Annotated in this window: 15 protein-coding genes and 2 pseudogenes; 12 read left to right on the plus strand and 5 right to left on the minus strand. The window is 63.1% G+C overall.

Translation table 11 applies throughout. From position 1 onward, the window contains the following. Positions 1-191: 191 nt before the first annotated feature. From B4F51_RS19240 to B4F51_RS19290, 11 genes are all read left to right on the plus strand, one after another. Positions 192-1,262 (plus strand): sugar ABC transporter substrate-binding protein, encoded by a 1,071-nt coding sequence (locus tag B4F51_RS19240; protein WP_414706791.1) that lies wholly within the window; start codon positions 192-194, stop codon positions 1,260-1,262. Next, the gene (locus B4F51_RS19245) at positions 1,244-2,773 is read left to right on the plus strand and encodes a sugar ABC transporter ATP-binding protein (protein WP_296228121.1); all 1,530 of its coding nucleotides are present in this window, start codon (positions 1,244-1,246) and stop codon (positions 2,771-2,773) included. The genes B4F51_RS19240 and B4F51_RS19245 overlap by 19 nt, the downstream gene beginning before the upstream one ends. Further along, entirely contained in the window at positions 2,763-3,782 is a 1,020-nt protein-coding gene (locus B4F51_RS19250) for an ABC transporter permease (protein WP_414706792.1), read from the plus strand. The genes B4F51_RS19245 and B4F51_RS19250 overlap by 11 nt, the downstream gene beginning before the upstream one ends. 33 nt (positions 3,783-3,815) lie before the next feature. Continuing rightward, positions 3,816-4,565, plus strand: coding sequence for an SDR family oxidoreductase (locus B4F51_RS19255; protein WP_296228122.1), 750 nt, complete (start codon positions 3,816-3,818; stop codon positions 4,563-4,565). Positions 4,566-4,588: 23 nt separating this feature from the next. Further along, on the plus strand, positions 4,589-5,449 hold the full coding sequence (locus B4F51_RS19260) for an ureidoglycolate lyase (protein ID WP_296228123.1): 861 nt from the start codon (positions 4,589-4,591) through the stop codon (positions 5,447-5,449). 28 nt (positions 5,450-5,477) lie between these two features. Further along, on the plus strand, positions 5,478-6,755 hold the full coding sequence (locus tag B4F51_RS19265) for an L-fuconate dehydratase (RefSeq protein WP_296228124.1): 1,278 nt from the start codon (positions 5,478-5,480) through the stop codon (positions 6,753-6,755). A 4-nt stretch (positions 6,756-6,759) separates the two neighbouring features. Next, the gene (locus B4F51_RS19270; RefSeq protein WP_296228126.1) at positions 6,760-7,647 is read left to right on the plus strand and encodes an amidohydrolase family protein; all 888 of its coding nucleotides are present in this window, start codon (positions 6,760-6,762) and stop codon (positions 7,645-7,647) included. 5 nt (positions 7,648-7,652) lie between these two features. Then, positions 7,653-8,429, plus strand: a complete 777-nt coding sequence (locus B4F51_RS19275) for an SDR family oxidoreductase (protein WP_296228128.1) — start codon at positions 7,653-7,655, stop codon at positions 8,427-8,429. Between the two features lie 7 nt (positions 8,430-8,436). After that, positions 8,437-8,781: an L-rhamnose mutarotase gene (locus B4F51_RS19280; protein WP_296228130.1), complete on the plus strand. Its 345-nt coding sequence runs from the start codon at positions 8,437-8,439 to the stop codon at positions 8,779-8,781. A gap of 43 nt (positions 8,782-8,824) precedes the next feature. Beyond that, on the plus strand, positions 8,825-9,877 hold the full coding sequence (locus B4F51_RS19285; protein WP_296228132.1) for a porin: 1,053 nt from the start codon (positions 8,825-8,827) through the stop codon (positions 9,875-9,877). Positions 9,878-10,269: 392 nt separating this feature from the next. Continuing rightward, entirely contained in the window at positions 10,270-11,217 is a 948-nt protein-coding gene (locus B4F51_RS19290; protein ID WP_296228133.1) for a hypothetical protein, read from the plus strand. Between the two features lie 386 nt (positions 11,218-11,603). Here the strand turns inward: B4F51_RS19290 and B4F51_RS19295 are convergent, their stop codons facing one another. The 3 genes from B4F51_RS19295 to B4F51_RS19305 form a co-directional block, all read right to left on the minus strand. Continuing rightward, complete coding sequence (locus B4F51_RS19295; protein WP_296228134.1) at positions 11,604-11,999, minus strand: HU family DNA-binding protein; 396 nt, start codon at positions 11,997-11,999, stop codon at positions 11,604-11,606. Positions 12,000-12,166: 167 nt separating this feature from the next. Next, the gene (locus B4F51_RS19300; protein ID WP_296228136.1) at positions 12,167-12,514 is read right to left on the minus strand and encodes a carboxymuconolactone decarboxylase family protein; all 348 of its coding nucleotides are present in this window, start codon (positions 12,512-12,514) and stop codon (positions 12,167-12,169) included. Between the two features lie 97 nt (positions 12,515-12,611). Beyond that, positions 12,612-12,815 carry a YgaP family membrane protein gene (locus tag B4F51_RS19305; protein WP_296228138.1) on the minus strand — a complete coding sequence of 68 codons (204 nt, stop codon included), beginning with the start codon at positions 12,813-12,815 and terminating at the stop codon, positions 12,612-12,614. Positions 12,816-13,032: 217 nt separating this feature from the next. Between B4F51_RS19305 and B4F51_RS19310 the strand changes: the two are divergent. After that, positions 13,033-13,230, plus strand: a pseudogene (locus B4F51_RS19310) (transposase); the annotation flags it as partial. 102 nt (positions 13,231-13,332) lie between these two features. On the opposite strand, the gene B4F51_RS19315 reads toward B4F51_RS19310, so the two are convergent. Together B4F51_RS19315 and B4F51_RS19320 are read right to left on the minus strand one after the other, a co-directional pair. Beyond that, positions 13,333-14,322 carry a hypothetical protein gene (locus B4F51_RS19315; protein ID WP_296228139.1) on the minus strand — a complete coding sequence of 330 codons (990 nt, stop codon included), beginning with the start codon at positions 14,320-14,322 and terminating at the stop codon, positions 13,333-13,335. A 261-nt stretch (positions 14,323-14,583) separates the two neighbouring features. Next, positions 14,584-14,869, minus strand: a pseudogene (locus B4F51_RS19320) (hypothetical protein); the annotation flags it as partial.

Here is a 14,869-nt window from a genome sequence, read left to right on the forward strand (position 1 = left end):
AAGCGGTGTTTGGGCAATCACAAATGTGCCGGGCATGCGCCCAGCTTCAGTAGGGAAAACCCCTGCGACGCATTCCTTGACGTCGTTGCATTCAAATATAAATAATCTATTCACTGATGAGCGCGAAGGGGGTGCCACGCGGTCGTCAGGCACAGATGCAGTTCTCAAACTTGCACACCGGAGACAATCACATGGCAGCTTCACGCAGTCCGTCCGCCATTGGCGGGCGCGTTTCCCAATCCTCCCGATTCTTCCAGCGCGGCCTCGTCAGGCGCGTGACCGTGGCCGCCGCGGCCGTCGGTGCCTTGTGTGCTGGCGCGGCCCATGCCGTGGATGGCGCCAAGGTGGGCGTCAACCTGCCGTTGCTGACTTCGCCGTTCTGGCAGTCGTACAACGGCTACATCCCGAAGATGGCCAAGACGCTGGGCGTCGACATTCTGGCGCCGGTCAACTCCAACCAGGATCCGGCGCAACAGATCACGGACATTTCCAACCTGATCAACCTGGGCGCGAAGGGCCTGGTGGTGGCGCCGCTCGATTCGGCGGCGATCAGCCGGGCGCTGGACCTGGCCGAGCAGCGCAAGGTGCCCGTGGTGGCGGTGGATGTGGCGCCCACCAAGGGCAAGGTGGCGATGGTGGTACGCGCCGACAACCGCGCGTATGGCACCAAGTCGTGCCAGTACATCGGCCAGCACGTGAAGGCGGGCAAGGTGGTGCAGATCATGGGCGATCTGGCTTCCGTCAACGGGCGGGATCGCGCCGAAGCCTTCCGCACCTGCATGAAGGATTTCCCGAACCTGAAGGTGCTGGAGATTCCGGCGGGCTGGAAGTCCGACGCCGCGGCCGCTGCGCTCGATAGCCTGCTCTCCGCCAACCCAGACGTGAAGGGCATCTACATGCATGCCGGCGGCGTGTATCTGGCGCCGACGCTGCAGACGCTGCGCCGCAAGGGCCTGCTGGTGCCGGCGGGTGATCCGAAGCACATCGTGGTGGTGAGCAACGACGGCATCGCGCAGGAATATGACGCCATCCGCAAGGGCGAGATCGACGCGACCATTTCGCAGCCGGCCGATCTGTACGCCAAATATGGCCTGTACTACATCAAGGCTACGCTGGCCGGCCAGACCTTCAAGGTGGGCCCGACCGACCACGGCAGCAACATCGTCGAAGTCTCGCCGGGCATTCTGGAAGACCAGCTTCCGGCGCCCGTGGTGACCAAGCAGAACGTGGACGACAAGGCGCTATGGGCCAACCAGCAGTAAAGCCCTCCGAAGCCGTGCCGATGGTCGAGGCGCGCGGGCTGTCCAAGCAGTTCGGCTCGACCATGGCGCTGCGCGACGTGAGCCTGGCGGTCATGCCGGGCGAGTCACACGCGCTGGTCGGGCGCAACGGCGCGGGCAAGTCGACGCTGGTGTCGATGCTCACCGGTCTGCGCCAGCCCGACACCGGCACGATCCTGTTCAACGGGCAGGCCGCGCCGCCGGTGTCGGACAGCGCGGCCTGGCGCAGCCACGTGGCTTGCGTTTATCAGCACTCGACCATCGTGCGTGAGCTGACGGTGGCCGAGAACCTCTTCATCAACCGGCAGCCGACGCGGCGCGGGTGGATCGACTGGCGCGCGTTGCGCCGCGAGGCCCGCGCGCTGCTCGACAGTTGGCAGATCGATGTGCACGAAGACATGCGCGCGGCTGATCTGACGGTGGAGGCGCGCCAGTTGGTGGAGATCGCGCGGTCTTTGTCGTATGGCGCGCGTTTCATCATCCTCGACGAGCCGACTGCGCAACTCGATGGCGATGAGATCAAGCGCCTGTTCCGCCGCATCGAAGAGCTGCAGCGCAATGGCGTGACGTTCCTCTTCATCTCGCATCACCTGCAGGAGATCTACGACATCTGCCAGACGGTGACGGTGCTGCGCGACGCGCGCCACATCGTCACCTCGCCGGTGGACGCGATGCCCAAGACCGCGCTGATCGAGGCCATGACGGGTGAAGCCGGCAAGCTCGCCCCGAGTGATGCACGTGACCGCGAGCCACTGGCGGACGCACCCGTGGTGCTCGACATCGCTGGGCTGAGCGGCGAGGACTACGCCAATGTCTCGCTGCAGGTGAGGCGCGGCGAGGTGGTGGGCATCACGGGGGCCACCAGCAGCGGCCGCACCAGCGTGGGCGAGGCAGTGGCCGGGCTCAAGGCGCAGTCGGCAGGCGAGATCCGCGTCGACGGCCGTGCGCTCAAGCCGGGCAACGTGACCGACGCGCTGGCCTGCGGCGTGAGCTGCGTGCCCAAGGACCGCCATCACGAAGGCCTGGTGCTCAGCCAGTCGATCGGCGAGAACGCGACGATGACCGTGCCTCACCTGCTCGGCAAGTTCGGCTTCATTGCGCCGGCACCGCGCCGCCACATGGCGCAGACGCTGATGCACGAACTGGGCGTTGTCGCGCAGGGCGAGGAACAGGCGGTGTCGGGCCTGTCGGGCGGCAATCAGCAGAAGGTGGTGATGGCGCGTGCGCTGGCCAACAACCCCGATGTGCTGGTGCTGATCGACCCGACGGCGGGCGTGGACGTGAAATCGAAGCAGGCCTTGCTGTCGGTGGTCGACACCGTGCGTCAGGAGGGCAAGGCGGTGCTGCTGGTCAGCAGTGAACTGGATGACCTGCGCGTGTGCGACCGCGTGCTGGTGATGCTGCGCGGTGCCGTCTGCGCGGAATATGCGGCGGGCTGGGAAGACAACGCCCTGATCGCGTCGATAGAAGGAGTGACTCTCAATGAAAGGTAATGCCATGGCCGCGAATGCACCCGATGCGCGCGCCGCTCGTCAGGCGCCGCGCTTCAGCTTGGCGCGTCTGCGCGATTTCGCGCTGATCCCGGCGCTCGTGATCCTGTTCGTGCTCGGCGCGTTCGTCAGCCCGAGCTTCCTGACCGAGGCCAACCTCATCAGCATCCTGGGCGCATCCGCAGCGCTGGCGCTGGTGGTGCTGGCGGAGTCGCTGATCATCATCACGGGCAAGTTCGACCTGTCGGTGGAATCGACGGTCGGTATCGCCCCGGCGGTGGGCGCCATGCTGGTGATCCCGGCCGCCTCGGGCGGCTTTGGCACCGAGTGGCCGCTGGTGCTGGGTTTGCTGGCCATCCTCGCCATCGGCGCGGTGGTCGGCTTCGTCAACGGCTTCCTGGTGGTCAAGCTGCGGTTGAACGCTTTCATCGTCACGCTGGCCATGCTGATCGTGCTGCGCGGGATGCTGGTGGGTGCCACCAAGGGCGGCACGCTGTTCGACATGCCCGCGCCGTTCTTTGCGTTGGCCACGACCACGCTGATCGGGCTGCCGCTGTCGGTCTGGCTTGCGGCGCTGGCCTTTGCGGTGGCGGGCGGCATGCTGCGCTACCACCGGCTGGGGCGCGCGCTGTATGCCATTGGCGGCAATGCCCCTGCGTCCCGCGCGGCCGGCATCAAGGTCGATCGCATCATCTGGGGCGTGTTCATGCTGGCCGGCGTGCTGGCCGCCGTCGGCGGGCTGGTGGTGACGGGCTACGTGGGTGCCATCAATGCCAACCAGGGCAACGGGATGATCTTCACCGTGTTTGCGGCAGCCGTGATTGGCGGCGTGTCGCTCGACGGCGGGCGCGGCTCGATGTTCGGTGCGCTGTGCGGCGTGCTGCTGCTGGGTGTCGTGCAGAACCTGCTGACGCTGGCACAGGTGCCGTCATTCTGGATTCAGGCCATCTACGGCGCCATCATCCTCGGCGCATTGATGGTGGCCAAGCTCACCGGCGAAGAGCAGCAGTAAGCCGGGTTCTCTCCTCATACCAAGACAAACGCAATGAGACTCCAAGGAAAACGCATTCTGGTGACGGCGGCCGGGCAGGGCATCGGCCGCGCCAGTGCCCTGATGTTTGCAAAAGAGGGCGCGCAGGTGCTCGCCACCGACATCAACGAAGGCGCGCTGGCATCGCTGGCGGACGCGGGTGGCATCCGTACGCTCAAGCTGGACGTGATGGACGCCAACGCCATCGCTGTGCTGGCTCGTGAAGAGGCCGCCTTCGACGGGCTTTTCAACTGCGCGGGCTTCGTGCACCACGGCAGCATCCTCGACTGCTCGGAAGACGACTGGGCGTTCTCGTGGCAGCTCAACGTGTCGTCGATGTACCGGCTCACACGTGCGCTGCTGCCCAAGATGCTGGACAACGGCGGCGCGTCGATCATCAACATGGCGTCCGCCGCGTCGAGCGTGAAGGGCGTGCCAAACCGCTTCGTTTACGGTACCACCAAGGCCGCCGTGATCGGCATGACCAAGGCGATTGCTGCCGATTTTGTGGCACGCGGCATCCGCTGCAACGCCATCTGCCCGGGCACGGTGGAATCGCCTTCGCTGGAGCAACGCATCGCCACGCAGGCGCAGCAGCAAAACGTGCCCGTCGAGACCATCCGTGCCGCCTTCGTGGCGCGCCAGCCAATGGGCCGCGTGGGCACAGCCGACGAGATCGCCGCGCTGGCAACGTACCTCGTTTCAGACGAGTCCCGCTTCACGACTGGCACCTGCTGCGTGATCGACGGCGGCTGGTCTAACTGATTGCAGTTCACAACGACAACGATATGAAACTCCTCCGCTTTGGCCCCAAGGGGCAGGAAAAGCCCGGTCTGCTCGACGCACAGGGCAAGGTGCGCGATCTTTCCAGCGTGATCGACGATATCGGCGGCGCGGTGCTGCTGCCTGAAGGGCTGGCACGCCTGCGCGCGCGGGACATCAACCGCCTGCCCATCGTCGACGGCACGCCGCAAGCTGGCCTACGCCTGGGCCCGTGCGTGGCCAATGTCGGCAAGTTCATCTGCATCGGCCTGAACTACTCCGACCACGCTGCCGAGACCGGTGCTGAGGTGCCGGCCGAACCGGTTGTCTTCGGCAAATGGACCAGTGCCATTTGTGGCCCGGACGACGATATCGAGATCCCGCGCGATTCGGTCAAGACCGACTGGGAGGTGGAGCTGGGTGTCGTCATCGGCAAGGGCGGCCGCTACATCAGCGAGGCGGACGCACTCTCGCATGTGGCGGGCTACTGCGTCGTCAACGATGTCTCCGAGCGTGAATTCCAGATCGAACGCGGCGGCACGTGGGACAAGGGCAAGGGTTGCGACACCTTCGGCCCGATCGGCCCGTGGCTGGTGACGGCCGACGAGGTGCCCAACCCGCAGGCGTTGCACCTGTGGCTGGAGGTGGACGGCCACCGCTATCAGAACGGCTCCACGTCAACCATGGTGTTTGGCGTGGCGCACCTGATCAGCTACCTGAGCCGCTTCATGAGCCTGCAGCCGGGCGACGTGATTTCGACCGGCACGCCGCCGGGCGTGGGGCTGGGGCAGAAGCCGCCGGTCTACCTGCATGCAGGCCAGACCATGCGCCTGGGCATTGAAGGCCTGGGCGAGCAGTGCCAACGCACGGTGAGCGCACAAGGCTGAGCATTCCGCATTCCCGAACACGACACACATGACCATCATCCGATCCCTGCGCGTGCTGGACGTGCGCTTTCCGACTTCACAGCATCTCGACGGCTCCGACGCGATGAATCCTGACCCGGATTACTCCGCTGCCTACGTGATCCTGGAAACCGACCAACCGGGCCTGGAGGGCCATGGCCTGACCTTCACCATCGGGCGCGGAAACGAGGTGTGCTGCGCCGCCATCGAGGCGATGCGTCACCTGGTGGAAGGGCTCGACCTCGACTGGATTCGCGAAGACATGGGCCGCTTCTGGCGTCATGTCACCTCCGACAGCCAGTTGCGCTGGATCGGCCCGGACAAGGGCGCCATCCACCTGGCCACCGGTGCCGTCGTCAACGCCGCGTGGGACTTGTGGGCCAAGGCCGAAGGCAAGCCGCTGTGGCGTCTGGTGGCGGACCTCACGCCGGAAGAACTCGTGCGCTGCATCGACTTCCGCTACATGACCGACGGCATCACGCCCGAAGAGGCGCTGGCACTGCTGCGCAGGCAGGCCCCAGGCAAGGCCGAACGCATTCGCATGCTGGAGCAGGAGGGCTACCCGTGCTACACCACCTCCGCCGGGTGGCTCGGCTATGACGATGACAAACTGCGCCGCCTCTGCCGCGAGGCCGTCGACGGCGGCTTCCGCCATATCAAGCTCAAGGTCGGGCGCGATCTGAAGGACGACATCCGCCGCGTCTCGATTGCGCGCGAGGTGCTCGGGCCGGACCGTCAGTTGATGATCGATGCCAACCAGGTCTGGGAGGTGAACGAGGCCATCGACTGGGTGCGCGAACTCGGCTTTGCCAAGCCGTGGTTCATCGAAGAGCCGACCAGCCCGGACGACGTGGAAGGCCACCGCGCCGTGCGTGAAGCCATTGCGCCCGTGAAGGTCGCGACGGGCGAGATGTGCCAGAACCGCATCCTGTTCAAGCAGTTCATCATGCGCGGCGCCATCGACGTGGTGCAGATCGACGCCTGCCGCCTGGGCGGTGTGAACGAGATCCTCGCGGTGCTGCTGCTGGCGGCCAAGTACGGCCTGCCGGTGTGCCCGCACGCGGGCGGCGTGGGGCTGTGCGAATACGTGCAGCATCTGTCGATGATCGATTACATCTGCGTGTCGGGCACGCGGGAAGGTCGCGTGGTGGAGTACGTCGACCATCTGCACGAGCACTTTGTCGACCCATGCGTGGTGCGCAACGCCGCCTATCTGCCGCCGCAGGCGCCTGGCTTCTCCATCACCATGAAGCCGGCCTCACTTGAGCAATACCGCTTCCGGGGCTGAACCGATGGCCACGCCTGTTTCCCGCATCGATGCGCATCAGCATTTCTGGCGCTACCGGCCCGAGGCGTATCCGTGGATCGGCCCCGGCATGGAAGCGCTGGCAGCGGATCGCCTGCCGGCCGACTTGCTGCCCGAATTGCGCGCGCAGCGGTTGGATGCGGCGATTGCCGTGCAGGCGCGCGGCGAGCGGGAAGAGACGCGCTTTCTGCTGGAGCTGGCGAACGCGCACGATTGGATTGTCGCCGTGGTCGGCTGGGAAGACCTGACCGCAGACGACCTGGAGGCGCGCCTGGAAACCCTGAGCGGCGAGCCCAAGCTGGCCGGCTTCCGGCATCAGGTGCAGGACGAGCCTGACGTGGCCGCCTTCCTGTCTGCGCCCGCGTTCGAGCGCGGCATGGCGTTGCTGCAGATCTGGGGATACGCCTACGACGTGCTCGTCTTCGGCCATCAGATGGGTGCGGCGGTGAACTTCTGCGGCAGGCACGACAGCCACTGGCTGGTGCTCGATCACTTGGGCAAGCCACCGCTCGAAGCGTTTGCGCGCGATGCCGATGCGATGGCGCGCTGGAAGGCTGCGCTGGCACCGCTCAAGGGGATGCCGCACGTGGCGTGCAAGCTCTCGGGCCTGCTGACCGAAGCCGACTGGCGCAAGGGCGTGACCGTGCGCGATGTTCAGCACGCACGGCAATGCCTGGATGTGGCGTTGGACGTGTTCGGGCCGCAGCGGCTGATGTTCGGCTCGGACTGGCCGGTGTGTTTGCTGGCGGCGTCCTACGGCACTGTTTATGACGTGCTGCACGTCTGGGCCGAAGAGCGCCTGAGCGCCGCCGAGCGCGCCGACCTGTGGGGCGGCACCGCCGCCCGCTGCTACAACCTGCAACCCAAGGCCTGAGCACCATGGATCTGCATCTGCAAGACCACGTCATCATCGTCACGGGCGGGGCGGCCGGCATCGGCGCGGCCATCTCGCTGCAACTGGCGGCGGAGGGCGCCATTCCCGTCATCTGCGGAAAGAGTCCGATGGCGCCGGAGTTCGAGGCCGAATTGATGCGGCGACAGCCCAAGGCGCGCTTCTTCCAGTTCGACCTGGAGCAGGAGGTGGACTGCCGCGGCATGGTCGACGAGACGGCGCGCGCTTTCGGCCGCATCGACGGCCTCGTCAACAACGCCGGCGTCAATGACGGCGTGGGGCTGGAGGCCGGGCGCGATGCGTTCGTGCGCTCGCTGGAGAAGAACCTTATCCATTACTACGTGATGGCCCACCTGTGCCTGTCGCACCTGAAGGCCAGCCGTGGCGCCATCGTCAACATCTCGTCGAAGACGGCGGTGACGGGGCAAGGCAATACCAGCGGCTACACCGCCGCCAAGGGGGCGCAACTGTCGCTCACGCGCGAGTGGGCGGCATCGCTGGCGCCGGATGGCGTGCGTGTCAACGCGGTGATTCCGGCCGAGGTGATGACACCGCTGTATGAACGCTGGATCTCCACCTTCGACAACCCCGACGCCAAGCTGGCCGAGATCACCGCCAGGATTCCGCTCGGCCGACGCATGACCACCGCCGACGAGATTGCCAGCACGACGGTGTTCCTGCTGTCGAGCCAAGCCTCGCATACCACCGGGCAGTGGGTGTTCGTCGACGGCGGCTATACCCACCTCGACCGTGCCCTGACGTGAGGCTCGCATGCGCTACTGCCTCGCTCTTGACCTGAAGGACGACGCGGCGCTCATCGCCGCTTACGAAGCGCACCACCAGCGCATCTGGCCGGAGGTGGCGCGCCACCTGCACGAACACGGCGTGATCGGCATGGAGATCTACCGCCTGGGCACCCGCATGGTGATGCTCATGGACACCGACGACGCCGTCTACAACGCTGATCGCATGGCCGCAGCCGCCAGCACCGACCCGAAACTCATCGAATGGGAAACGCTGATGTGGCAGTTCCAGGCCCCCACACCTTGGACGCCCGCCGGCCAGAAATGGATACCGATGACCCGCATTTTCGATTTGCAGCAGCAACCGCAGTAGCAATGCCGGCCGTGGCCGGCATGACACCAGAGAGGAGACGACAATGAAAAACCGAGCAACTTGGCCGCTGGGTGCGGCCATCCTGTGCGCGGCCGCTACCGCGGCGCACGCGCAAAGCAACGTCACGCTGTACGGCCGGGTGGTCGCGGGCGTGGATTTTCAGAGCAACGTACAGAAGACCGACGGCTCGTCCGGCAGCCTGTGGCGCGGCGCCGACAACCAGTGGGGCACCAGCATGTTCGGCCTCAAGGGGGCCGAAGACCTGGGCGGCGGCCTGAAGGGTATCTTCCAGCTTGAGTCGGGCTTTGGCGCCACCAAGGGCCGCACCAACGGCGATGCGCTCTTTAACCGCCGTGCCTATGTCGGCCTGCAGAGCGGCGCGTGGGGCACGCTCACGCTGGGCAAGAACCAGCCGATTGCCGATGCGCTGTGGGCGCTGGACCCGACCGGCCAGCAGTTCATCGGCTCGGCCACGCTGGTGCGCGGGCGCAACTGGCAGGGTAACAACAACATGGTCATGTACGAGACGCCCAACTGGGGCGGCTTGAGCGCGCAGGTGCTGACCAGCTTGGGTGAGCAGGCGGGCTCGTTCAGCAACCTGCGCAAGGATGCGATCTCGCTCACGTACACGGCGCCGTCGTTCGAGCTGCGCGCCATCTACGATGTCGCCCGCGATGCCAACGGCAAGTACTCCGACATCTTCAACACGTCGAAAGAGCTGACGTTGGGTGGCACGTACACCATCGGCGCGCTCAAGCTGTTTGCCGGCTACGAGAATCTCTCCGCGCCCGATGCGGCGGCCGGCGCGCCCACCAAGGCCAACCACTACTGGATCGGTGCCAACTACCAGCTCACGCCAGCGCTCACGCTCATTGGCGCGGGCTATCGCGTAAACGTGAACAACGGCGGCGGCAATGCCAACCTGTTCATGCTCGGCGCCAACTACAGCCTGTCCAAGCGCACGTTGCTGTATGCAAGCGTGGGCACCGTGCAGAACAGCGCCAACGCCAACTTCTCGGTGGAAGCCACCAACAACAACCCGGCGCCAGGCAAGAACCAAGTCGGCTTCTATACCGGCATTGCGCACTCGTTCTGAACGGCGTGTCCTCCTGACCGTTCAGCTTTTGTCAGCCCGCATGTGTGCGGGCTTTTTTTCTTTTTTGGAACACTCGCGCGCGTCCTTGAGTTTCCAACCCGGCTCTAACGAGCATGGCGCCAAAACCAAGGCGTTCAATATGCTCGCCGGCAAGTCGTGCATTGTTAATAAAAAATCATCCACGAAATGAGATAGACCGATATATTTCATGATCCATGGATGCGAAGCAGCTCGACGCAGGCAGGTGCCATTGCCCTGTCGACGAAGGCGTCTCGCGCCTAAATGAGGGGGGGGGAGGGCCGTCGTAGCGCGGCTTGATCGCCAGTCGTCCGTGCGCGCGGCGGAGTCTGCGCGTACGCGGATTCTGTCTGTCTTTTTTTCGAGGTGAGCCGATGAAAACCGTTGCGCTGATTGCGCTGACCTGTGCTGCACTCACTGCTTGCGGTGGCGGCGATTCCTCCGCGTCAGCTATCGGTCCGGGTTCCAGTTCGGGTTCGGGGGGCGGCAGCGGCTCAACCGGTAGCACGCTGACGTTGCGCTATGAAGCGCTGCCGCCCGCGGGGGACGCGCCGAGCTTTCTCGCACTGGTGAACGGTGAAGGCGCAAAGGGTTTTCGCTATCTGAGCGATACGTTCAACACGGCCAGCAATACAACCAGTTCCATCTTCGTCAATGATGGCACTGTGCAAACGTACACGTACGAACTGCTCAGCGCGCAAGGCAGTCAGTCGGGCTTCATCGCTCAGACAAACGCCGAGGGTGCGCGCGGCTACCGCTTTGAAGGTCCGCTGACTTACGGCAATCTTTATCGGAAGGACGGCGGGTCGTCGGCGACCTATACGTACGCGACCGCCGCCTGGCCGGCCAGCCAAGCCGCGTTCCTCGCGCAGGCGAACGGGCAGGGGCAGTCGGGCTACTGGCTCGTCGGCCCGATCATGCTAGGCACCACAAGCGCGAGCTTGTACATGAAGAACAACGCGTCAAACGCGACCTATGCGTACGATGCGCTGGCGCCGCAGGCAAGCGCAACCGCTTTCCTGGCACAGGCGAACAGCGAGGGGGGGAAGGGCTATCGAGCGAAAGGCGAACTGGTGTTCGGGACCGACACCGCGTGGGTCTACGTGAAAGATCAGACCCAATCGCCCACTTTCACGTATCAGTCCGCGACCTTGCAAGCAAGCAGTTTGGCTTTCGTCCAACAGTCGAACGATCTCGGAGCACAGGGCAACGCTTACTTTGGTGATCTCATGCTTGGTGGCGCAGCCGCGTCGTTCTACTTCAAGCCAGCGACCTGCACGGGGTTCCTGTGCACGGCGCTCAACCCGCTGACGCAGAACTGAGCTTGCCTACCCAGGCGCGCCAATGAACTCAGTCCGGTGTTTGCAGCGATTCCCACGCGGTTAGCAATTCGAACTGCTTTGGCAGCCAGGTTTTCTTCGCCGGGTGGGGCGCCATCCAGATACTCGAACAGCATCAGAGTGTGCTCGCCTTCGGGCAATACCGTCGAAATCGCAGCGGAGCCGTCTCGAGTCGGTGGTGATGCAGCGACTGCCGTTCCGGCCGCCTTCAGGTGCGTGAGGCGAGCGGCTTCGAAGTCTGTGTTGGGTGCTTCAAGACACGGGTATCGCGCAGGCCGGTGTCACCAGCGGCGCAGGATTCCGATCGGAAAACCCGGCGGAAACAGGCAGGAAGCCCCATGGGCTTCCTGTTGTTCAATGCAGCACGCTTACCCGTTCAGGGCGGCGTCCTTGACCTTCTTCAGCGGGCGCACCTTGACGCGCACGCTCGCGGGCTTGGCCTCGAACCACTGTTCTTGGCCAGTGAAGGGGTTTTTCCCGAAGCGCCGCTTGGTAGCGGGCACTTTCACCGACATGACCTTGAACAGACCGGGCAGCGTGAATTCGCCTGCTCCTTTCTTGTGCAGCGCGCCCAGGATGGTGTTTTCCAGATGAACCAGCACGGCTTTCACCGCTTTCGCTTCCAGTTCCGTTTTTTCAACGAGATGGCTCACCAGGCTGGCTTTGGTGAACGTGTCTTTCAAAGGCTTTACAGCCGGAGCGGCACTGGCCGATTTCTTCGCCGGAGTGGCCTTCTTTGTTGCTGTCTTTGCTTTGGTCGCCATGGTCTTTGAATTAGGTTAGCCTTCGAAACGCGACGCGCTTAGGCAGCGCCGCTCCGATCAGCATAGCAAAATCTTGCCTGAACCTTGAGGGAATCGATAGCGACCAGAGCTTGGCTCCGCTGAACTCGCACGACGGCGGGCGCCTTCCTGACCAGCCCGCACCTGCATCAAGAAGAGAACTGCTCAAATGCCGCGAGCGCATGTGTCGCGTACATCATGGAGGGGCCACCTCCCATATACACAGCGGTTCCCAATACTTCCTCGAGCTCGGCGCGAGTGGCGCCCAGTTTGACGAGCGCCTGAACATGAAAACCGATGCAATCATCGCAGCGGCTGGCGACCGCGATACCCAGCGCCACAAACTCCCGAGTCTTCTTGCTCAGCGCACCTTCTTTGGTGCCGGCAGCAGCCAGTTGACTGAAAGCTGTCATCAAGTCCGGCTGGGTCTCGCGCATGTGGCGCATCTGCGCAGACACCTCCTTGACGACGGACTTGAACTCCGGGATGCCGCTCATGAGCGTTCTCCTTACCTTAGGAACTGCAGGGTGCGAATGAAATACCGCTCGAATAGGTCCGAGCCGTACGTCAACTGCTCAGCAAATCGAAGCGGAATTACTTCGTATCGGACTTCGGTGTCGCGCACGTCTTCAGGCCCAAGATGCTGTATGCAGGACAGACACGCACCAAACCAGTGATAAGGGGTACGACGCCGATCCATCCCCACACTCCGATGCGTCCGGTCGCGGCCAGACCAATCAAGAGCAGCCCAATAGCGATTCGGATGACACGGTCAACCGTTCCAACATTCGTTTGCATGATGGGCTCCTTTACATGAAGAGGATTGCTTGGGTTCGTTCATCAGGGCCGGACAGGCTACGCTAGGAGTTCAGCGCGGGTCACTTGAAGCGGCCTCTGACGTGCATTGTCAGCCTTGGTCAAGGATGGGGACATGATGTAGCGCAACGTTTGACGAAGTTGCGATGCCGCCATGAATCGCCCCGGGAATCGAGGAGGCGTCCATATAAATGGAGCCATGAACAAGACGAACAAGTTCTCACCCGAGGTGCGCGAGCGCGCCGTACGCTTGGTGCAGGAGCACCGAGACGAATATCCGTCGCTCTGGGCGGCCGTTGAGTCCATCGCGCCCAAGATTGGCTGCGTGCCGCAGACACTGCTGGACTGGGTCAAGCGGGATGAGGTCGACAGCGGGCAACGCGACGGCCTGACGTCACCGGCCGGTTGCGATGGGGAGTTTCAAGAACAAAGATGCCAACTCAATAACGGCTTGCCGGTGAAGTTAACAGCCCCTTTGAGCTCTTTTTGAGATCGTTTCCTAGTTGCCGAACAAGCTCCCCAGAGCGGCGACAGTCGTTGAGATGGTTGCCGTTATTGTTCCTGTCTTTCCTGCGTCGATCGCGAGCGCGACATCGCCCGTAGAAGCAAAAGACGCGCTTACCTGATCTTCCGTCGTGCCAAAGGCTACGGTGCCGGCGCTCGGCACACCGGTGGCACCTATCGCCAATGGCGAACTTGTGCTCAGCAGGAGGTTCGCGATGCCAGACGGGGTCGTGAAGTTCAGGTTGCCCGAAAGGCTGACCTCATCGGTGTATGTCAGCAGTGAGAGCGCATCATCCAGCCGCCAGCCCGCCAACGTAATGGAATCCTGAACGCCATTGATGCTGCGGTTCACGGTCGCATCGTTGGACGTCGCAATGTATCTCAGTGTGCTGTCAGGCTGCGGAATCGACTTCGAAATCGTCATCGTCCCGTTGAACGTCATCGAAGCGGGGCCAGCCTGGGCGTACAGGTTGTTTGCGGTCGCGGTGGCGACAAACGAGAAATCGCGCAGGTTGGCTACCGGGGGCGACGCGGCATTGATTGCGAACGTCATTCCACCGTTGAGTGTCGTCATCACCGTTGCGCCAGCCAAGCCTATGTCCTCTTGGCAATTCAAGAAAGTCATGCTGGCTGTGTCACCAGCCGAGATGCTGTTGGACCCATCATTGTCATTGAACGTGATTGACGCCGTACCTCCGCCCGTACAGTTGCTCGCAAACGTGCCGGGACCAGTCTGACTGGCGACGGCGATGACCGAGAACAGACTGATCGCATAGAGGCTGTAGGTATCGCGCGAGCCGAAGTACGTATAGGCAGCCGCGGTTCGCGCGTTCAGGTAGCTGTTGGTGGGGTCCCGCAACTTGATGGAGGAAGGCTGCTGCTGTGGAGGGGGCGAAGTGGCGCCGCCATCATCGCCGCCGCCACCGCAAGCCGCCAATGAGGCGGCAATCAAAGTTACGAGAGTTGCCTGCTGCAATGTCTTCACGTCAGCCTCCTTATTCCTTGCAAGGAATGGAAACAATTTCACTGGAGTTACCAGCGTACTAGACGTGAATACCACTGTTTTTCATTGTTAAAACTTCATTGATCCATCGCAACCTCCCAAGGGAGGTATTGTCTGTCAAGGCAGAAATTGCCCATGCGAAAATTTCGTTTTTTCAGATTGAATTAATATGATTGATAATCAATCGACGGTCATTTCAAATAAAAGCGGATATATTCGATATCTAATTAATTTTTTTGATATTTATTTTATGCGAGGCTTGAAAGCCGCAGGTGCGACACCAAGTCGTGTCATGCCGTGTTGCTTGAATTTCATCCCCATTCCGGAATCTGACCAGCCAAGCGAGAGCGCCAGGCGCACGCCTTTTGCGGGCAGGGTGAGCTTGCCTGCGTTGTCGTTGAACTCAATGTCGAGCTGGTCCGCTTCAAAGCCGCTGTTGTCGGTGAGCGTGAGCGCGATCCGCGGGCCTTGGAAGTGGCCGGTGATGTCGGGATAGACGCCGATAGATAGTCGGCCCTGAACAAATCGC

Origin of the sequence: Ralstonia sp. UBA689 (genome assembly GCF_002298975.1) — a bacterium.
GTDB lineage: Bacteria > Pseudomonadota > Gammaproteobacteria > Burkholderiales > Burkholderiaceae > Ralstonia.